16 protein-coding genes are annotated in these 20,642 nt (G+C 60.1%); 7 read left to right on the top strand and 9 right to left on the bottom strand.

What is annotated here, in order from left to right:
- The first annotated feature begins 95 nt into the window (after positions 1-95).
- The 4 genes from EGX79_10180 to EGX79_10195 all read left to right on the top strand — a co-directional run bounded on the left by EGX79_10180 (position 96) and on the right by EGX79_10195 (position 6,266).
- Positions 96-1,754, top strand: coding sequence for a hypothetical protein (locus tag EGX79_10180; GenBank protein ID AYX82507.1), 1,659 nt, complete (start codon positions 96-98; stop codon positions 1,752-1,754).
- Complete coding sequence (locus tag EGX79_10185; protein ID AYX82508.1) at positions 1,751-2,830, top strand: glutamate ABC transporter substrate-binding protein; 1,080 nt, start codon at positions 1,751-1,753, stop codon at positions 2,828-2,830. Before EGX79_10180 ends, EGX79_10185 begins: the two co-directional genes overlap by 4 nt.
- Positions 2,827-5,301 (top strand): serine/threonine protein kinase, encoded by a 2,475-nt coding sequence (locus EGX79_10190; protein ID AYX82509.1) that lies wholly within the window; start codon positions 2,827-2,829, stop codon positions 5,299-5,301. The genes EGX79_10185 and EGX79_10190 overlap by 4 nt, the downstream gene beginning before the upstream one ends.
- Before the next feature lie 113 nt (positions 5,302-5,414).
- Positions 5,415-6,266 carry a L,D-transpeptidase gene (locus tag EGX79_10195; protein AYX82510.1) on the top strand — a complete coding sequence of 284 codons (852 nt, stop codon included), beginning with the start codon at positions 5,415-5,417 and terminating at the stop codon, positions 6,264-6,266.
- Between the two features lie 244 nt (positions 6,267-6,510).
- On the opposite strand, the gene EGX79_10200 is transcribed toward EGX79_10195, so the two are convergent.
- Both EGX79_10200 and EGX79_10205 read right to left on the bottom strand, forming a co-directional pair.
- The gene (locus EGX79_10200; GenBank protein ID AYX82511.1) at positions 6,511-7,707 is read right to left on the bottom strand and encodes an acetate kinase; all 1,197 of its coding nucleotides are present in this window, start codon (positions 7,705-7,707) and stop codon (positions 6,511-6,513) included.
- Between the two features lie 5 nt (positions 7,708-7,712).
- On the bottom strand, positions 7,713-9,239 hold the full coding sequence (locus tag EGX79_10205; GenBank protein ID AYX82512.1) for a phosphate acetyltransferase: 1,527 nt from the start codon (positions 9,237-9,239) through the stop codon (positions 7,713-7,715).
- A 541-nt stretch (positions 9,240-9,780) separates the two neighbouring features.
- On the opposite strand from EGX79_10205, the gene EGX79_10210 reads away from it, so the two are divergent.
- Positions 9,781-11,169: a pyridine nucleotide-disulfide oxidoreductase gene (locus EGX79_10210; GenBank protein ID AYX82513.1), complete on the top strand. Its 1,389-nt coding sequence runs from the start codon at positions 9,781-9,783 to the stop codon at positions 11,167-11,169.
- Between the two features lie 33 nt (positions 11,170-11,202).
- Here EGX79_10210 and EGX79_10215 read toward each other — a convergent pair whose 3' ends face one another.
- The 7 genes from EGX79_10215 to EGX79_10245 all read right to left on the bottom strand — a co-directional run bounded on the left by EGX79_10215 (position 11,203) and on the right by EGX79_10245 (position 18,301).
- On the bottom strand, positions 11,203-11,973 hold the full coding sequence (locus tag EGX79_10215) for a hypothetical protein (GenBank protein AYX82514.1): 771 nt from the start codon (positions 11,971-11,973) through the stop codon (positions 11,203-11,205).
- A gap of 55 nt (positions 11,974-12,028) precedes the next feature.
- Positions 12,029-13,330 (bottom strand): sulfate adenylyltransferase, encoded by a 1,302-nt coding sequence (locus EGX79_10220; protein ID AYX82515.1) that lies wholly within the window; start codon positions 13,328-13,330, stop codon positions 12,029-12,031.
- Entirely contained in the window at positions 13,330-14,256 is a 927-nt protein-coding gene (locus EGX79_10225) for a sulfate adenylyltransferase subunit 2 (GenBank protein AYX82516.1), read from the bottom strand. The genes EGX79_10220 and EGX79_10225 overlap by 1 nt, the downstream gene beginning before the upstream one ends.
- Positions 14,257-14,410: 154 nt before the next feature.
- On the bottom strand, positions 14,411-15,175 hold the full coding sequence (locus tag EGX79_10230; GenBank protein ID AYX82517.1) for a phosphoadenylyl-sulfate reductase: 765 nt from the start codon (positions 15,173-15,175) through the stop codon (positions 14,411-14,413).
- The gene (locus EGX79_10235) at positions 15,172-15,357 is read right to left on the bottom strand and encodes a hypothetical protein (GenBank protein ID AYX82802.1); all 186 of its coding nucleotides are present in this window, start codon (positions 15,355-15,357) and stop codon (positions 15,172-15,174) included. Before EGX79_10235 ends, EGX79_10230 begins: the two co-directional genes overlap by 4 nt.
- Before the next feature lie 68 nt (positions 15,358-15,425).
- Positions 15,426-17,132: a nitrite/sulfite reductase gene (locus EGX79_10240; protein ID AYX82518.1), complete on the bottom strand. Its 1,707-nt coding sequence runs from the start codon at positions 17,130-17,132 to the stop codon at positions 15,426-15,428.
- 143 nt (positions 17,133-17,275) lie between these two features.
- A complete protein-coding gene (locus EGX79_10245; protein ID AYX82519.1) occupies positions 17,276-18,301 on the bottom strand; it encodes a sulfite exporter TauE/SafE family protein in 1,026 nt (341 codons plus the stop codon).
- Positions 18,302-18,554: 253 nt separating this feature from the next.
- On the opposite strand from EGX79_10245, the gene EGX79_10250 reads away from it, so the two are divergent.
- Complete coding sequence (locus EGX79_10250; GenBank protein AYX82520.1) at positions 18,555-20,060, top strand: pyridine nucleotide-disulfide oxidoreductase; 1,506 nt, start codon at positions 18,555-18,557, stop codon at positions 20,058-20,060.
- Between the two features lie 64 nt (positions 20,061-20,124).
- Positions 20,125-20,628: a phosphoribosyltransferase gene (locus EGX79_10255; protein ID AYX82521.1), complete on the top strand. Its 504-nt coding sequence runs from the start codon at positions 20,125-20,127 to the stop codon at positions 20,626-20,628.
- Positions 20,629-20,642: the final 14 nt, after the last annotated feature.

Below are 20,642 nucleotides of genomic sequence, written 5' to 3' on the forward strand. Positions count from 1 at the left end.
AAGCCCGAGCGACTAAGATTTGCAAGGAACTAACGTTGCTCTGAGCGGAGAGATCGTCGCAGGCGACTTCGGTCACGTCGGAAGGACACGTGCACATGGGTGAAACCACTTCAAGTGCGCCTCATTCCCGTGCCCACGACAAAAACCGAAACCCATTCCACCGCAAGAATCGTGCTCCACGCCGAACTCGTTTCAGCGGTCGCACCACTCCCGGTGGCGAAAGCTTAGACATACACACTGCGGCTCAGGCGGCAAAAGAATCGAAAGATACTCCCGACACCACCCCGGCTACCGAGAGTGCGGCACCATCAACTGCTCTGGAAACTACAGAGTCCTCGGCTAATGCCCCAGCAACGGCCACAACCCCAACAGCCCTAGCAGACTCTCCGCGCGATACAGACTTGCGCGTGGATGCCCTGGAGATTGGCCCGCGCAACCGGAGATTGACACGTTTTCTCGGTGAGCGCCTCTACGACAAGCTCGGCCCGTCGGCCACGTATGTGCGCCGGTCAGCGTCATTTTTGATAACGTCGCCGGGCCGATTGACCATAGTCGCCCTCATCCTCATCGTCGCAATCCTGGCCGCCGGCCTATCCATGTGGCAAACAACCTCGCAACGCCAGCAGCAGCTCACCCGCATTTCGCAGCTGAGCGAGCCGATGGCCAATGCCTCGCAGAATCTCTATGCCTCGCTGACGATTGCCGATGCGTCGGCCAACACCGCTTTTTCCCGCGGCACGCTCAACAGCAGCCAGGACTTGGTCAGCAACTTCGACGATGTCATCGCACAAGCATCCATGTCCGCTACCCGCGCAGCTACGGGCATTGAAAACGTCGATGATCCAGAGATGAAGGATGTCGCGACTGTACAGCGACTGTTGCCGGTCTACACCGGCATGGTCGAGACAGCTCGCGCGAATGCGCGCCAGGGCAACCCCGTCAGTGTCGCGTACCTCGCCTCTGCCTCAAACTTGATGCAGGTCCAGATTCTGCCAGCTGCAAAATCGCTCTACGAACGCACCAGTACCACCACTAATGAGGAGCAGCGCGAACTATCGAAACCACCTCTTTTCCCGATGTCAGGCCTGGCAGCGGCAATTTTGATGCTGCTAATCACACAGTGGTGGCTGACTCGCCGCACCGGTCGACTATTCAACGTCGGCCTGTTTGGTGCAACCATGCTGATGGCCATCGCACTTGTCGGTGTGGGAATCGCCACCACTCAGCCGTGGCAGTCTAACTCCCTCTTCGGAGAGCAGCGCCCGGACGTTCATGCCCTAACCCAAGTACGCATTGATGCCCAGCAGCTACGCGCCAGCGAAACCCTCGGCTTAGTGCGCCGTCAGCCCGCGGATGCGGAGTCCTTCTCGCAGTCGGTGCGCACCCTGGTCGGCGAGCTGGAAAGAGTGGACACCAACGCGCCGGACGACGATGTCAGAGCCGCTATCCACGGTATCTACAGCTGGGAGTCCGGCCACAACCTGATGATGGAGCACTTGAGTTCAGGCGACTACGCCGGTGCGGTTCGCATCGCGACCGATGTGGATAATGCCAGCTCGTCGGCGACTGCGTTCAACCAGGTCGATGAGTCGCTACAGAATTCCATCGCCGAGTCCCGCCTGACCGCCCGTGAGAACCTCGACCAATCCCGTCGCGCTATCGCGGCACTGTCCCTCGCCACGGTTACGCTGACCGTCATCGCGGCAGTTCTGGTTGTTTTCGGCTTCCGACACCGGCTTCTGGAGTACCTATGATTGTTTCGTTCTCCCCGTCGCTCCACAGTCTCGCCGGTTGGCGGCGCGGGGCCGTCCTTGGTGCACTCGCCATCGCCGGGCTCACCGTCAGTGCCTGCGCGACCGATTCGCTTGCCGACGATCCCTACTCGCGCACAATCCTGGAGGCCACCGGTGACTTCCCCCTGCCACCGGGCGCGTTCTACGACAAAGCCTCCTCGAGGAAGCCTGCGGCAGAAGCCAACACCCCAGATCTGTCCACACTCGCCCCCGATGACCAAACACCGGAAGAGCGAATCCCGGAGATTTACCAGCGCGGCCGCATCATCGTTGGTGTTGACCAATCATTGAACCTGCTCAGCTTCCGCGACTTCAGCAGCGGAGAGCTCTCGGGGTTTGAAGTATCCCTGGCACAAGAGATTGCCCGGGACATCTTTGACAATCCCGATGCTGTCGAGTTTCGGTTCGTCGACAGCAACGAACGCACTGCCGCACTCGAAGACGGCACTGTCGATGTCGTTTTGCGCACTATGACGGTCACCGATGCCCGGCGCGAAAGGGTGCTGTTCTCCACACCGTATTTGACAGCACGAGCTGGAGTTCTAGTCTCTTCGCCGGGTGGCGATGCTTCCCCCGAGGACGTCGAGGACGGTCGCATCTGCGTTTCCCGGGGATCCACTACCGAGGATTTGATTCGACGGCTCTCGCCGAACAATACGCTGCTGTTGGTCGGTAACTGGTCGGACTGCCTCATTTCACTTCAAAACAGCCAGGCAGAGATTGTCGTTGCCGATGACACCATCCTCGCTGGTATCAACGACCAAGATCCGGCTACCGCCATTGTCCAGCGGGGCTTGAACGAGGAAAGCTACGCGGCCGGTGTATCCAAGGGGAACCCAGGCCTAGTTCGCCAAATCAACGCGACCCTGGAGCGTATGGCCAGCGATGGCACCTGGCAGTCCCTCTACGACACTTGGTTCGGCCCCTTCCTGCCAAGCGGTACACAGCCATCGCCACAGTACGGCGACGATGAAGACATACTTGGAATCTCCCCCACACCGGAAGCTGCTCCAGAAGGCGAGGTGGATAACCGATGAGCGACGAAAACCAGTTCTCCGAACAAGCCCAGCAATCCGAGCAAGCCCAGCATCCCCAGTACACGCCGGAGCCCCAGGAGGATGCTCACGCAGAGGCAGAGGCAGCTGCCACTCAGGCCGTCGCCTTCGACCCATTCGCCGATGAAGACGACGAACAAGAGCCCGGCACTGCCGCTGTCGCCTTCGACCCTTTTGCGGACGATGATGACGATGACGAAGAGTTCGATATCGCCGAATTGTTGGGGCGCGGGGGCTCGTCGTCAAGCGCGACGACCCAACCCGGCGCCCAGACGCCAGATCCGTCGATGGCCTCGCACCGGAAAGCGTTGGAGGACTTCCGCCGGAGGCGATCGAATGCACACCGCGGACGCACTGTCGCCGACGGCATGGTGCACCTGCCGTACATCACAACGCAGGATCCGCGCGATGCAGTAATGAGTGATGAGAAGATTCGAGCGACGAATAAGCCGGCGCCGAGCCTGAAAGCCGGCGATATCGTGGCGGATCAGTACGAGATCGTAGGCCCGATTGCCCACGGCGGGCTCGGCTGGATTTACCTGGCGATTGACCACAATGTCTCGGATCGTTGGGTCGTGCTCAAGGGCATGATGGCAGCGAAAAACGAGAAGGATTTCGCCGTAGTCCAGGCGGAACGCGAGTTCCTCGCGGAAATCTCGCATCCGGGAATTGTGAAGATCATCAACTTCATCGATGAGACGGACGCCAACAGCGCCACCGGCTTCATTGTGATGGAGTACGTCGGCGGCCCGTCGTTACGCAAGCAGCGACGGAGCTACCCCGACGGCGTCATGCCCTGTGACCTGGCGATTGGCTACATCCTGGAGCTGCTCCCCGCGCTGGATTACCTGCACTCGCGCGGCGTTGTCTACAACGATTTGAAGCCGGACAACGTGCTGCTCAGCGAAGACCACGTCACGCTTATCGACGTTGGCGCGGTCACCGGCATCGGCGCCTACGGCCATATCTACGGCACGCCCGGTTTCCAGGCGCCGGAGATTGCCACGACGGGACCAACGATTGCCAGCGATATCTACACAGTCGGCCGCACGCTGGCCTCGCTGATTCTGAAGTTGCCGGCGACCAACGGCATCTACGACCCGGGGCTACCCTCACCTGTCGAAGAGCCTCTATTCCGCCGTTTTTACTCGCTCTACCGCTTCCTACTACGCGCTTGCCACGAGAACCCGGAGGCTCGCTTCGGTTCTGCCGAAGAGATGAGTGTGCAGCTCATCGGCGTATTGCGCGAGATTCTGGCGGTGCGCGACGGCGTGCAATTCCCGCAGGCGGTGTCGAATTTCTCGCCGCAGCGTTCCACGTACGGCACCAAGCACCTGGTGTTCCGCACCGATCAGCTTGTCGACGGCATCACCCGCGGCGTGGAAATCACTCCGCAAGAAGTGACCTTCGCGCTGCCTGTACCACTGATTAACCCGACAGATCCGGGTGCGCGCATCTTGAGTGCCTCGTCGTTTACAGAGCCCAACGAACTTATCGAAACACTGACCAATGCGCTGTCCGAACCCGAGTATGGCTCTTCCGTGGAAATTCCACTGGGCATCGTGCGTGCGAAACTGGACCTCGGATTAATTGATGAGGCCCGCGACAGCCTCCGCGATGTCTCTGAACGTTTGCAGCGCGATTGGCGTTACCACTGGTACGAGGGCGTGACTTATTTGCTTCTCGACCAATTCAACGATGCCCTCGCCTCGTTCCACCACGTGCTGACGATGCTGCCCGGCGAGCCCGCCCCGAAGTTGGCGCTGGCAGCGACTCTCGAGTTGATTCAACAGCGCTTGGGCATCGCCAACGCATCTCTCCTCGAGCCCGCTGTCGCCCGCGCCGCCGCGAACTTGAGCAGCGCGCTGGATAATGTCGCTGCCGATACGCCCGAGATCTTCTCCCCCGCCTGGGCCAGCGAGTCCCTGTCGCCTCAGACGATTCGTTTCAACACCCTGCGTCTCTACGCCGTCGTGTGGGCGGCCAACCCGACGACGGTATCCTCCGCCTTCGGGCTAGCTCGTCAGCTGGCCTCTGAGCGCCAACACGAAATGGCTATCTCCCAGCTTGACCGCGTACCCGGTAACTCCCGTCACCATCGCATGGCACGTTTGACGACGATTCTGATGCTCACCTCAGGGATGCCCTCCGAGTTAACTGAATCGAGAATTCGCCGTGCTGCGCGTCGTCTGGTGGAGCTGCCGACGAATGAACCGCGCATGCCACAGCTGCGCATCGCCGTGATGGCGTCCGCGCTGAACTGGTTGCGCAGCTCGAACCTCGACCATGCAGCTAGCTCCAATGGTCTTTTCGATGCGCCCTTTACCGTGGCCGGCCTGCGTGAAGGATTGGAAAAAGACTTACGGATGCTGGCACGCTCTTCGCAGTTTCCGCGACACCGCTACAACTTGGTGGATATCGCAAATCTCATTCGGCCACGGACTTGGCGTTAGCTCTCTAACAGCTCCTTACCGAACCTGGTCAAACATGCTGTTGTGGGCCTGAGCGCCACCCCATAATTGGTGAATAAAGAGAGAATTGCCTTTCGTGGTTTAAGATATCCTCTATGTTTGCCTCTTCGAAATCCTCTCTCCGCAGCGCTAAGCGCGTAATTATCAGCGCTGCAGCCCTCACCACCGCCTTTGGTATTGGGGCCGGCACTGCCGTTGCCCTGCCGGTTTCTCCAGACCTGCAGTCGCTTAGCCAGAGTGTTCGGGACCTCAAGCTGCCGGAGATCTCGACTCTGAATTCGGGCGACCTTGCCCCTGAGCTCTCTGAGGTACTGGATTCCTCTTCGGTGAAGCTGCCGGATTCGGTCGTCGCTCTGATTAATGAAAACTTCAAGTTCGCTGAAAACAACAAGCAGGTGGCGGACAAGGTCAAAACTCAGCTGCTGAACGCCATCGACAGCCTGCCGTTGCCAGCTGCACAGAAGGCCGAAGCCACCCGCGTCGTCAACGAGATTTTCGGTTTGCTGGGGGGCCAGGACGAGCCGTCGCAGCCTGAGCCGGCGCCTGCCCCTGCTCCACAGCCAGAGCAGAAGCCACGCCCTGAACCACGCCCAGAGCCAAACAACCCGTGCCCGCCGAGCGCCCGCGCATGCGTTGACCTGGCTAACCAGAAGACCTGGCTGCAGGAAAATGGCAACATCACCTACGGTCCGGTGCCAATGTCCTCCGGTATGCCGGGTTACGAAACCACCCGCGGCCACCTGAGCGTTACCCGCAAGGTCCGCGATGAGTGGTCCCGTCCTTACAACGGTCCGATGCCGTTCTCGGTGTACTTCACCAACGACGGCGAAGCTTTCCACGAGGGCTCTGTTAGTCAGATGTCCCACGGCTGCATCCACCTGAACCACGATGATGCTGTGAAGTACTTCGATACCCTGCAGGTCGGCGACGGCGTCTACATCTGGTAGTTAGCTGCGCTGATGCGTTGAAACGATGACCGGGTGACTGAGCCTGTTGAGGCATAGGCGCAGTCGCCCCGGCGGTGAAAAATGAGCTCGCCCCACTAGGTTCTTCCAGTTTGGAAGACAGTGGGAGCGAGCTCATTTTTGTTGGGTCACAGCTGCGGATTCAACAGATGGGGCATCTAGCAGCCGTCGATTACGGAGGGTTACAGGGGGTCCTGCCTACTCGCCAGGGCCCCTGCCCCAAAACCTACTCCACGAAGCTCATTGCGTAGCGAGCAATGGCCAGTTCCTCGTTGGTCGGTACCACGAAGACCTTGACCTTCGAGTCCTCCGCCGAAATCAGACGCGGGCCGTCATTCGGCTGGGAGTTGAGCTCGTCATCAATCTTGATACCGAAGTTCTCAAGCTCAGCCATCGAATCACGGCGGATACCGACATGGTTCTCACCGACACCGGCGGTGAAGGTGATGGCATCGAGGCGGCCGAGAATCAGCATGTAAGAGCCAATGTAGCGGCGCAGCTGGTGGACATACATCTGGTACGCAGCCCAAGCATCCGGGTCGTGGTCATCCATGCGCTCCTGCAGGACTCGGAAGTCATTGACACCAGAGACACCCTTCAGACCGGACTGGCGGTTACACAGATTGTCGATCTCGTCGATGCTCATGCCGTTGCGGTAGAGGTGGAAGATGACGCCCGGGTCAATGTCACCGGTACGGGTACCCATCATCAGACCAGCCAGCGGAGTCAGCCCCATCGAGGTATCCACCGCCTGGCCACCTCGGATAGCCGCACACGACGCACCGTTACCCAGGTGCAGCGTAATCTGGTTGATTTCCTCTGCCGGCTTATTCAGAAGGTCCGGCACCTGCTTGGAAACAAACTCATGCGAGGTGCCGTGGAAGCCGTAACGACGGATATCAAACTTCGATGCGACCTCTGCATTGAGCGGGTACAGAGCAGCAGCTGGCGGCATGGTGTGGAAGAAACCAGTGTCGAAGACGGCGACGTGCGGCACGTCGGGAAGCAGCTTGCGAGACTCTTCGATACCTACGATATTGGCCGGGTTGTGCAGCGGCGCCAGCGGAATAAGGTCGCGGATCATGCCGACGATTTCGTCGGTAATCAGCTCCGGTCCAGAGAACAGGCGACCACCGTGAACGACGCGGTGACCGACGGCCGCAATATCCACCGACTCCGGACCAACACCGTGCTCATCCATCAGCTCGAACGCGCGGTCAAGACCACTGGCGTGGTCAGCGATCGGCTCAGTGATTTCAATCTTCTGTCCGGAGAACTTCAGATTAATAATGCCGTCTTCTTCACCAATGCGCTCCACCAGACCTGAGACATACGGCGGCTGCGTTGAGTCCTTCTCCGGATCTACCAGCTGAAACTTGATAGAGGAGGAACCGGAGTTCAAAACAAGTACGTGACGGGACATAATAATTAGTTTCCTCCAGCCTGAATAGCGGTAATTGCAACCGTGTTGATGATGTCCGGCACCGTGGCGCCACGGGAAAGGTCGTTGACCGGCTTGTTCAAGCCCTGCAGAATCGGGCCGATTGCCAATGCACCACCACAGCGCTGGGCAATCTTGTAACCGATGTTACCGGCGTCCAGATCCGGGAACACGAAAACAGTTGCCTTACCCGCAACGGAGGAATCCGGCATCTTCTTCGCAGCCACAGACGGGTCAATAGCAGCATCGAACTGCAGCGGACCATCGACAGCGAGCTCCGGAGCCAGCTCCTTGGCCTTGGCCAGACCCGCCTTCACACGGTCCACATCCTCACCTGTGCCGGATGCTCCAGTGGAGTAGCTCAGCATGGCGACGCGGGCGTCGATGCCGAAGGAAGCTGCAGTCTCGGCGGATACTACCGCGATTTCACCCAGCTGTTCCGGAGCAGGCTTCGGCAGCACCGCACAGTCCGCAAAACCCCACAGCGAGTTGTCCATAACCATGAGGAACAGTGACGACACCGTGGAAGCCGACGGCTTGGTCTTAATGATTTGCAAGGACGGACGAATGGTGTGCGCAGTTGTGTGGGCTGCACCGGACACCATGCCGTCGACAAGCCCGTTGTGAATCATCATCGTCGCGAAGTAGGAGATGTCCCGCATCGTCTCACGGGCCTGCTCCAGCGTGACCCCCTTGGCCTTGCGCATCTCTGCGAACTGTTCCGCGAACTGCTCAACATATTCGGAGGTCTGCGGGTTCCAGAGATGGGCGGCGTCGATGTCAAAACCCAGTTCGGCGGCGCGTGCCTTCATCGCATCCGGGTCGCCGAGGATAGTGAGCTCACAGATGTCCTCGCGCAGGAGGTAATCAGCGGCTTCAAGAATGCGGTCATCGTCCCCCTCTGGCAGCACAATGTGGCGTTTATCAGCCTTGGCGCGCTGCAATAGCCACCACTGGAAACGCTGTGGAGTCATCACTGCGGTGACCTCGCGGCTTACGACCTTGCGCAGCCCCTCAGCATCGTCAACGGCAACAACGGGAACGTCGAGCTCGAGAGTCTTAGCAGCCTCAGCTGCCTCCTCCCCTGTAAGGACAACTGCGAGTACCTCGCTGTGACGCTGAGCTGCACTGCTGAGAGCCAAACGAACGCGAGCCTTTGCGGCCTCTGTGTGGCAGCCCTCGCCGCCAGCGACAACGATGACACCGGCGCCGGCGACGGTGGCAATGCGGAAGTCAAAATCGAGGTTGCCGGAGCCGGTCAGAACAGCCGCCCCCTCGTTAGCAGCGCGGTCAGCCTCAACAGCACTGACGATGGTGTCAAGCGCGGATTCCGGATCCACAACAACCTGATCCACGGTGGCGCCGTGCGCCCCACCGACAGTGTGGAGGCAACGTGCCCCACCCAGTGCCTCAGACAATGCCGTAATGACATCTTGCAGATTGTCTGCGCGGTCCACTGAAGTAATCAGGACTGCGGAGTTGTTGGTGGACGCTTGGGCGTTCTTATCGCTCACCGACGTTCCTTTCTCGCACTGCGCTTAATCGTTGACTTATTTAAACGTTGACTTGGCTCGAGCCGTTGGACTGCCGGAGGCTCAAGATCATGCTGAGCTTCTAATCCTGCTGAATCTAATCCCGCTGAGTCCCAAATCATTATTTTCATCTTATTGTGAGTCACCTTACATCTCACGGCGGACTCAAACCTCTTTGGTTACCCCTGGTAGCCACACTTTTCCCCGCAGATTCCAACAATTTTCCCGCATAATCGCGGGTTTTATGCGGTTTTTCTAGTGAACTAGCCCAAATTCCCACATTAGACGTGACTAAGGTCACATTTAGTTTTGTATGCCTTCAAAAGCATCTCACCGATGATGTGATGCTCGCCTCTCGATTTTTCGTAAGTTATCGCTACGATTGGGGGCGCTACCATTGGGAATGTCGAATAAACCGATAGCTCACCAATAACTCCTTTCCCCCACGAGGTCACCGCTGGCAGCTACTTACGCCGCGGCCTCGTGGCCGTCGTAAAGCATTAGAGAAAGAAGGACACACTTCATGAATCGCCCGCTCCGCGTTGCCGTAATTGGCTCTGGCCCGGCCGGTGTTTATGCTTCCGATGCACTGATGAAATCCAGTACTGACGTGGAAGTCGATCTGTTTGAAAAGATGCCGGCTCCATTCGGTCTAATCCGCTACGGCGTCGCCCCCGACCACCCACGCATCAAGGGCATCATCATGGCCTTGCACCGCGTGATGGAAAAGCCGGAGCTGCGCCTATTTTCCAACGTTGAGTTCGGCAAGGACATCACACTCGACGAATTAAAGGAGCATTACGACGCCGTCATCTTCGCCACCGGTGCCGTCGGCGACCGCGCACTGCCAACGCCGGGAGCGGACCTGCCGGAGCACTTCGGCGCAGGCGAATTCGTGGGCTTCTACGACGGCAATCCACTCTTTGAGCGCACCTGGGACCTTTCGGCGGAGTCCGTGGCCGTCGTCGGTGTCGGCAACGTCGCGCTGGATGTCTCTCGAATCCTGGCGAAGACCGGTGAGGAACTGCACGTCACAGAGATTCCGGACAATGTCTACGAGGTTCTGAAGACAAATAAGGCCAAGGAAGTCCACGTCTTCGGCCGCCGCGGCCCGGCACAGGCAAAGTTCACTCCGCTGGAGCTCAAGGAGCTCGACTACTCACCGAACGTCGAGGTCGTTGTCGATCCGCGCGATATTGATTACGACTCCGCATCCGAGATTATGCGTCGCAACTCCAAGATCACTGACCAGGTCTGCACCATCCTGGAGAACTACGCCATCCGTGAGCCAAAGAACGCACCGCACAAGCTCTACATTCACTTCTTCGAGTCGCCAGTGGAAATCCTCAGCGAGGAGGGTACCGACGGCCAGCAGCATGTGACAGGCTTGCGCACTCAGCGCATGGAATACGACGGTGCTGGCGGGCTGCGGCCGACCGGCGAGACCACCGACTGGAAGGTCGGCGCTGTCTACTCCGCCGTGGGCTACCGCTCTGATGTGCTGCCGGGTATCCCGTTCGACAACGTGAAGAATGTCATTTCCAACGTCGGTGGTCGAGTCATCGAATCCGACAACACCGAGGATGAAGCAGCCGAGGCCATCACTGGCCTCTACACCACCGGTTGGGTTCGCCGCGGACCGGTCGGCCTGATTGGTAATACCAAGGGCGATGCCAATGAGGCCGTAGCCAATCTGCTGGCCGATGCCGCTGAGGGCAAGAAATTCAACCCGTCGAAGCCGGAGTTGTCCGCTGTCAACGAGCTGCTGGAGTCCAAGGGTATCGACTACCTGGACTGGGAAGGTTGGCACAAGCTCGATGCTGCCGAACGCACCGCCGGCGAGGCCGAGGGTCGCGAACGCAAGAAGTACGTCGAGTGGGATGAGATGGTCACCCACTCCAAGGGCGAGTAACGGCGAGTAACTAGGACGGATAAAAAGCGTCGGCTACGCCACTACCTTCACGTCCGTGTACGCGGCGCGCGAGTCCCAGCGGCAGCACACAATCGGCGCCAACAGCTCGGCCAATGGCTCACCAAAAGCCACCTGACCAGCACCGTCGGCAGCGCCTGCATCGATGACTCGATCCCACAATAGGCCCGGCGCGGTAAACAGCGGCACCACTACGAGTCCGCGTCCGCGCTTGGCCGCGCGCTCCTGCGCCGCGGCCACAGCATCGGCTCCCTTGATTTTCTCAGGACCGACCACGAATGCCGCGCTCACATGTCCCGGCAGCATCCCGCCAAGGTTTGCCGCAAACTGGTGCACCGCCGCATTGGCATCCTCATCAGAGGAGCCGACCCCCATCACCAGCGCATCGACCGGCCAGGAAAAAGATGCATTCTCCGCCGCTTCGATGATTCGCTTTACGACGGCGCGCTTCGTGCCGTCGCCAAGCCCGAGTCCTTCAGCCACTGTGATGTCAACACCATGCCGATCGCAGAGTCGAACCTGCTCGGGAACGTCGACTCGCGAGTGGAACGCATCGGTGAACAGCAGCGGTACGGCCAGTGCCTGAGTCTCGCCGGCAGCGGCGAGCTCGGCACAGACGGTATCCAGTGAGGGCTCGTCGAGGTCCAGCCAGGCGAGGCGAATCTGAGAGGGCGCATCCAGACGGGTGAGCGGCATCTTCTCGCGCACGAGCGCGACCACGTCTTCGAGCACCGGTTTGGTCTCTGAGTGCCGAGAACCGTGCGCAAGCAGAATCAGTGCGGTCATCGATGGTCTCCTCAGGCTCGCTAGCTGTGCTTTCTGGTTTCTCTACCTGGCAGCTCTACTGGGCAGCGCCACGCACGAGGCCTGCGGTGAGGGTGTCACCGGTGCCCGGCTCGATGAGCAGGAATGCACCGACACGGCCACCGACGCGGTAGGCATCGACCGGCAGCGGCTGTGCGACCTCGACGGTGATCTCCGCGACGTCGTTGACTGCAAGCTGATCAGCCACACCGGTGGGCTCACCGGTTTCGATATCGATGAGCGCATCGACGGAAGCGATACGACCACGCACCAGTGCGGCACCATAGCGCACCTCTACGACGCGACCGACTGCCAGCGGCTTGTCCGCAAGGTGGACAGCCACGGCGGAGAAGCGGCGGACGTCCTCCGGACGGGTGCCACTGATGAGATCACCACGGGCGAGGTCGAACTCGGCATCCAAGCTGATGGCAACCGACTGACCGGCCACGGCCTCAGTGACATCCTCGGCTGCCACGGTGATCTTCGTGACCGTAGCCTGACGGTTGGCGTCTACGGAGACAGTGTCACCCACACGCACACTGCCTGCGGCGATACGGCCAGCGTAACCGCGGTATTCAGTGGCGTGATCACGAATGACGTAGTCGATGGGCAGGCGTAGGTCGGCCTCGGCATCGGTTTCCAGGTCGGCACCGATGTTGAGGTTTTCCAGCAGTTCCAACACAGTCGGCCCCTCGTACCACGGGGTGTGCTCAGACGGATCGACAATGTTGTCGCCGACCAAAGCCGACACTGGAACAACGAAGGTGTTCTGAAGACCCAAACGCTCTGCCAGCACTGCTACATCCGACTCAATCTTGCGGAAGGCTTCTTCGCTGTAGTCCAGCAGGTCGATCTTGTTGACGGCAAAGATTACGTGGCGAACACCCAGCAGACCGGCCACCGTTGCGTGTCGCTTGGTCTGCGTCACGACGCCGTTGCGTGCGTCGATAAGCAAAACGACGGCCTCAGCGGTGGACATACCAGTGATGGTGTTTCGGGTGTACTGCTCGTGACCAGGGCAGTCGGCGAGGATGAACGAGCGGACGTCGGTGGCGAAGTAGCGGTAGGCAACGTCGATCGTGATGCCCTGCTCACGCTCGGCCCGCAGACCATCAACCAGCAACGAGAGGTCAGGATTTTCCTGACCGCGCGCCTGCGAGGAGGCGACGACGGCCTCGTACTGGTCAGCGAGGATGTTCTTCGTGTCGTGCAGCAAGCGCCCGACAAAGGTCGACTTACCGTCGTCGACGGAGCCAGCGGTGCACAGGCGAAGAGTGCGACGAGCGCGAGTGGCGCGGTCGGCGGTAATCAGGGTAGCTGGGGAATTTGGCTGGCTCATCAGAAGTAACCTTCCTTCTTGCGGTCTTCCATGGAGGATTCGGACAACTTGTCATCTGCGCGGGTAGCGCCGCGCTCGGTGAGCTTGGATGTGCGAAGTTCCTCCATGACCTCCGCAATAGTGGTGGCAGTCGATTCGACAGCGCCGGTACAGCTCATGTCACCGACAGTGCGGTAGCGGACAGTGCGAACCTCTAGGGTCTCACCGTCGCGGGGTCCACCCCACTCGCCCGGTGCCAACCACATGCCGCCGCGGTTGAATACCTCACGCTCATGGGCAAAGTAGATGGGTGGCAGCTCGATGTCACGGGCTTCGATGTAGGCCCAGACGTCGGCCTCGGTCCAGTTCGAGATTGGGAAAACGCGAACGTTCTCTCCAGCGGCGTGGCGACCGTTGTAGAGCCCCCACAGCTCCGGCCGCTGACGGCGTGGATCCCAACCGCCGAAGGAGTCGCGGACGGAGAACACGCGCTCCTTGGCGCGGGCCTTCTCCTCATCGCGGCGGGCGCCACCGAGGACGGCATCGTAACCACGGTTGGCAATGGTCTCCACCAGTGGCACGGTCTGCAAGGGGTTGCGGGTGCCGTCAGCACGCTCGGTGAGCACACCGCTGTCAATCCAGTCTTGGACCTTGGCTACGTGCAGCTTAATGCCCGGCTGAGCGGCAATCTTGTCGCGGAATTCAATGACTTCGGGGAAGTTGTGGCCGGTGTCGACGTGGAGCAGCTCTAGCGGGATACCCGCCGGTGCGAAGGCGCGCTTGGCCAGCTCGAGCACGACGACGGAGTCCTTTCCGCCGGAGAAAAGCAGTGCCGGACGGTCAAACTGGCCGGCGGTTTGGCGGATAATGTCGATGGCCTCGGCTTCCAGTTCGGCAAGCCGCGGGTCGAGGCGGTTTTGTACGGAAACGGTGGTTGAGCTTGTCATGGGGTTCTTTCTGTTGTGGCTGTGTTAGCTGTGTTAGCCTTTCGGCTGTTTTAAAAAAAACTGTCTGTATAAGCTGCAGGTCGCAGCTAGCCATGAGCGGCAATTGGCTAGTGACTAGTGGCTGTCGGTATCGTCTAGCCGCCAGCCACTCAAACTAGAGATGCAATCCGCACTCTGTCTTCTCGCTGCCCGCCCAGCGGCCCGAGCGCGGATCCGCACCCTCTGCCACTCGCGCAGTGCATGTCGCGCACCCAATCGACGGGAACCCCTGTTGTGTCAGCGGATGCACAATGAGGTCGTTGTCCTCGATGTACTGGGCAACGTCCTCATCCGTCCAGGTGGCCAGCGGGTTGAGCTTGATGCGACCGGTCTTATCGATTTCCAGTACCGGCGTGTGTGCGCGGGTCGGCGCGTCGACGCGCTTCAGACCTGTGACCCAGCCCTCGTAGGGGCGCTTCACAGCTGACAGCGGCTCGACCTTCCGCAGTGCGCAGCATCGCGTCGGGTCGGTCTTGTACAGGTCGACGCCCTCTTCGGCGTCTTGCTCGGCGCGGGTGCGCTTCGGCTCAATCGACAGCAGTCGGTTGTCGTAGCGCTGTGCAACCTGCTCCGCCACATCAAGGGTCTCCGGGAAGTGGTAACCCGTATCCAGGAAAACCAGGTCGGCTTCCGGCGCGTGCCGAGCAGCCAGTTCCGCCAATACCGTGTCCTGCATCGACAGGGTCACAGCCAGTGGCGTGTGCAGGTGCTCCGCACCCCATTCCAGTACTTCCCCGGCAGTGGCAGTCTCCAGCTTGGAGCCCCACTCCAGCGCGAGCTCGATCAGACGACGAGCGGTCTCCGGATTGTCCAGCACATCCTGACGCGCGAGCGCCTCCTGAGTCTTAATGACTTCAGCGGTTTTCAGTCCCGTGCTCATGACGCCACCTTCCTATCAATATGACCATGCAGTTTCACTGTGAATACCCGGCAGCATTCGCGGCATTGCCAGGCGTAATCGGTTTCCAGGTCGGGCCACAGATCATCACCGCCGCAGTAAGGGCAATGCATCACCGCACCCCGGTTCGGATTGGGGTGTGCGCTTCGGCCACCGATTCCCAGTCGCGCTGGCGTCTCGTCTTTTTCGCTTGACGACGGCCCCTGCGACCGAACCCCATTGGGAGATTCACTCACTTCAGGTCCTCCTCATCAGCGCGGACAATCCACTCGCGGAACTGTTCACCCTCGTGGCGCTGCTCCTTGAAGTGATTGACGACGCGCTCGATGTAGTCACCCAGTTCTGCCGAGGTGACCTTGTGTCCGCGAACCTTGCGGCCGAAGTTGGCATCGAGCCCCAGCGAACCACCGAGGTGAACCTGGAAACCCTCGACACGGTTGCCCTCGTCGTCGGTGACAATCTGCCCCTTGAGTCCGATGTCGGCAATCTGCGTGCGGGCGCAGGCATTCGGGCAGCCATTGAGCGCAATGGTGATTGGGACGTCGAGGTCACCGAGGCGTTCCTCCAAGTCGCCCACCAAATCAATTGCGCGCTGGCGCGTGGTGACAAGTGCGAGCTTGCAGAACTCTAGGCCGGTGCAGGCCAGGATGCCCCGTCGGAAAGCAGAAGGCTTGGCAGACAGGCCAATTTCGTCGAGTTCTGCGAGCAGGGAGTCGACCTGGTCGTCGGCGACGTCGAGGAGAATGAGCTCCTTCATCACGGTGGTGCGGACGCGGGAAACACCGTGGCGCTCGGCGATGTCGGCGAGCTTGACCAGGTCAGAGCCCGGAACACGGCCAACAGCGGGCTTAACACCGACGTAGTTGAGACCGTCGGCCTGCTTGTGCACGCCGATGTGGTCCCGGTCGCCCTCGAAAGGTTCGGGTGCGGGGCCGTCGATAAGCTTGCGGTTGAGGTAGTCGTCTTCGAGTACCTGGCGGAACTTCTCCGCGCCCCATTCGGCAACGAGGAACTTCAGACGCGCACGATTGCGCAGGCGACGGTAGCCGTAGTCCCGGAAGATGCGGCACACGCCCGCCCATACCTCGGGAACCTCGTCCTCTGGGATCCAGGCGCCGAGACGCTGGGCGAGCATCGGGTTGGTGGAGAGACCACCACCGACCCAAACGTCGAAACCGGGGCCGTGCTCTGGATGATTGACACCGACGAAGGCAACGTCCTGGACCTCGTGGGTGACATCGAGACGCGGGGAACCGGAAACTGCCGACTTAAACTTACGCGGTAGGTTGGAGAACTCGTCGCCGGAGAGGTACTCCTCCTTGATGCGGCGGATGGCGTTGGTGCCGTCGACAATTTCATCGGCCGCAACACCGGCAACCGGGCTGCCTAGAATAACGCGGGGAACGTCGCCGCAGCCAAAGTTGGTGTCGAGACCAACTCGCTCAAGGCGGTCCCAGATCTCCGGCATATCTTCGACGCGAATCCAGTGCAGCTGGACGTTCTGGCGGTCGGAGAAGTCCGCAGTGTCGCGGGCGAAGTCGCGGGAAATCTCGCCGATGGTGCGAATGCCCTCGGTGGTGGTCTGGCCACCGTCGAGGCGGACGCGGAGCATAAAGTACTTGTCCTGCAGCTCGGCGTTGGTCTTCACGCCGGTGTGCTCACCGCTAAGCCCCTGCTTGCGCTGGGTGTAGAGGCCAATCCACTTAAAGCGAGGCGCTAGGTCCTCCGCGGGGATGGAGTCAAACCCCTGCTTGGAGTAGATGTCGATAACACGCTGCTTAACGGCGATGCCAGCATCTTCTTTCTTAATGCGCTCGTCGTCGTTAAGTGGCTCGCGGCCGTCGATAAGCCACTGCCCCTGTGGCTTCGGTGCGCGCTTCTTACGTCGGGTAGCCGCTGCGGAAGCTGGACGCTCGGCGGTTTTCGTAGGAGAGCTCATGGGGAATCTACCGAATCACTTTCGTTTTGTTCTCGTTGACCGAATTAGTTTCTAATCTTTATAGACCGTTTGGTCTACGTTGCATTGCAGGCAACATTAGACCGACCAGTCTGGCTAGTGCAAGCCGGGACACGCTCGGATACCTAGCGGACTTCCGCTTCGCCCACGCGGACACCGTTTTTCGCACCCACTTTGACACCTTCAGAAGCATCCTCGGCCCCGGCATCAACCGAAGCGGGTGATGGAGATCCAGAACTAGGCACATCAGCCGAGGAAGACTGAGAAGTCGGCTCAAGTTGGACCCGCTGACGCAGCCCCGGAAGAGTGTCGTGCGAACGCGCCCACAGCACCAGCACAACGACAACAAAAGCCCACACGAGCAGCGCTGTCGTCAGTACGCCCCCAGAAACCAGCGACGAAAACAGAGTGCGAATATTCAGCCCCACCAACACGCCGCCGATCGCAATCCCAAGCAGCCGCGGATTAATGCGCCCCACCAGGTACGCAGCCAAGGGTGCCGCAATCACACCACCGCACAACAAACCAATTACCGGTGCGGCATGCTGAGTGAATTCCTCCCGCAGCTTGGGCAAAAAGCCCAGTACAGCCGCCAAGGCAACGAGAAATTCCGCCGCAGAGACAGTACCGATAATCTTGCGCGGCTGGTCAGCCTCAGCGCCGAGCAAAGTTGAGGTGGTAACAGGCCCCCAACCACCGCCTCCAGTGGAATCAAGCAGGCCACCAAAGAGCCCCAGCGGAGCGAGCTTCTTCGCCCCCCAGGCCTTCTTCTTGCGCTTAACATTGGCCAAAAAGGCGAAGCGGATAATCACCCACAGACCGAGGAAAAGCAAGATTGTCGAGGTCACAGGCGTCGCGGCATCACCGTCGAGATTCGCCAAAAAGGTCGCACCAATAAAGGCACCGATAGCACCCGGCACGCCAAGACTCAGCGCGCGTCGCCAGTCGACATTGCCGAATCGCCAGTGTGAAATACCGGAGGCCAGTGTCGTACCCACCTCTGCTACGTGAACCACCGCCGACGCAGTGGCAGCACTACTACCAGCGACAATAAACAGCGAAGTAGCGGTGACACCGAAAGCCATCCCCAGAGTGCCGTCGACTAATTGCGCGCCAAGGCCGATTAGCACGAAGACTATGAGTTTTTCCATGACAAGCCCTTCCCCGCTTACCCAACCAGAGCCTGCCGTTGCCACGATGCTCGCACGACGAGCCCCTTTCAGAGCTCATTCAGCAGAAGCGATGCGCAGCAAAACCCTCTCAAGCCAAAGCAGTGATTCTTGCGGTGTTTTGTGTTTGCTTTTTGTAGACCAGTTTGTCTATATTCTGTTTCAGCAAGCATAGACCGGTTGGTCTACGATAAGCAATCGCGACAAAGAAAACGTAGAAAAAGGATTCCACCCAATGACCAACGACCAGACTGCAGCCCAGAACACGGCCGCTTCCTCACTGCCCGATCTCGCCAACTCCACCACGCCACTGCGTGTAGCCGTGGTTGGCTCGGGCCCGGCCGGCATCTACGCCTCCGACGCGCTGATGAAGTCCGGCCGCGATGTCGCCATCGACCTCTACGAGCGCCTTCCAGTGCCGTTCGGCCTCATCCGCTACGGTGTTGCGCCAGACCACCCGCGAATCAAGGGCATCATTAAGTCCCTCCACCGAGTGCTGGACAAGCCGCAGGTTCGACTGCTGGGCAACGTGGACGTCGGCAAGCAGGTCAGCGTTGATGAACTGCGCCAGTTCTACGACGCCATCATCTTCGCCACTGGCGCGACCGGCGACCGCGATCTGAACATCCCGGGCTCGGATCTGCCGGAGCACTACGGCGCCGGTGAGTTCGTAGGTTTCTACGACTCCCACCCGGAGTTTGCTCGCGAATGGGACCTCTCTGCTGAGTCGGTCGCTGTGATCGGCGTCGGTAACGTGGGTCTCGACGTCGCCCGTATTCTCGCCAAGACTGCCGATGAGCTGCACGTCACCGAAATCGCCGACAACGTCTACGACGGCCTGGCAAAGAATGCCGCCCGCGAAGTCCATGTCTTTGGCCGTCGCGGTCCGGCTCAGGCAAAGTTCACTCCACTGGAGCTGAAGGAACTGGACCACTCTGACACCATTGAGGTTGTCGTGAATCCGGAGGACATCCAGTACGATGCCGCCTCCGAAACGTCCCGTCGCGAGTCCAAGATCACCGATCAGGTCTGTACGATTCTGGAAAACTACGCCATCCGCGAGCCAAAGGGCGCCCCGCACAAGCTCTTCATCCACTTCTTCGAGTCCCCGGTCGAAATCATCGGCGAGACCGGTGAAGATGGAGTACAGCACGTCAGCGCTATCCGCACCGAACGCACCGAACTCGACGGCGAGGGTGGCGTCCGCGGCACCGGCAAGTTCACCGAATGGCCGGTCGGTGCGGTCTACCGCGCAGTCGGCTACCGCTCCGACGCAGTCACCGGCGTACCGTTCGACACCGGCACGCACACCATCCCAGATGCCGGCGGCCGCGTGCTTGACGACATCGACGGCAACCACATCCAGGGCCTGTACACCACCGGCTGGATTCGCCGTGGCCCGGTCGGCCTAATCGGTAACACCAAGGGCGATGCCAACGAAGCTGTCGGCAACCTCATCGCCGACTGGGAGGCAGGTCGCCTGGCCGCACCTGCAAAGCCCACGCATAACGACGTCGACGAGTTCCTGGCCGACAAGGGCCTCCAGGTCACCACCTGGGAGGGCTGGCACGCACTCGACGCCGCCGAGCGTGCCGCGGGCGAAGCCGAAGGCCGCGAGCGCAAGAAGCTGGTCGAGTGGGCTGACATGGTTGCGGCCTCCACGGTCGTCGCAAAGCAGCCAGATGCCGATGACGTGGCCGAAGCTGTGCACGAAGCTGTTGTGGAGACCGTCGCGAGCTAGCGCATCGGGTCTAACCGGACAGTTGATTGTGCACGTCAGTCGATCTTCGGATTAGAGTTAATACATGGCTTATCATGCAGACTCATCCAACCTGGACGTCAAGGAAGTTCTGACCTGGGAAGGCTTCGGCGTCGCCTCCCGTGAACTGGCACAGCAGATTGTCGACTCGGACTTCGACCCGGAGATTATTATCGCCGTGGCCCGCGGTGGCCTGCTGCCAGCAGGCGCACTCAGCTACACCATGGGCGTCAAGCTCTCTGACGCCATCAACGTCGAGTTCTACACCGACGTGGCGGAGACCCTGCCGGATCCGGTTCTGCTGGAGCCGCTCCTGGACATCGAATCGATTTCCAACCGCCGCCTGCTGGTCGTTGACGATGTGGCCGACTCCGGTCGCACGCTGCATCTGGTGCTCGACCTGCTCAAGAAGCACGGCGCTGAAGTCCGTTCCGCTGTGCTCTACGGCAAGTCCCGCTCGGAGATTGCACCGGACTACGTCTGGAAGCACACCGATGACTGGATCGTCTTCCCCTGGTCGGCCGAGCCACCGGTACAGAAGTCCAAGTAGATCAAGTAGCTTAC

The sequence above is a fragment of the Corynebacterium jeikeium genome (assembly GCA_003955985.1).
Taxonomy (GTDB): domain Bacteria; phylum Actinomycetota; class Actinomycetes; order Mycobacteriales; family Mycobacteriaceae; genus Corynebacterium; species Corynebacterium jeikeium_D.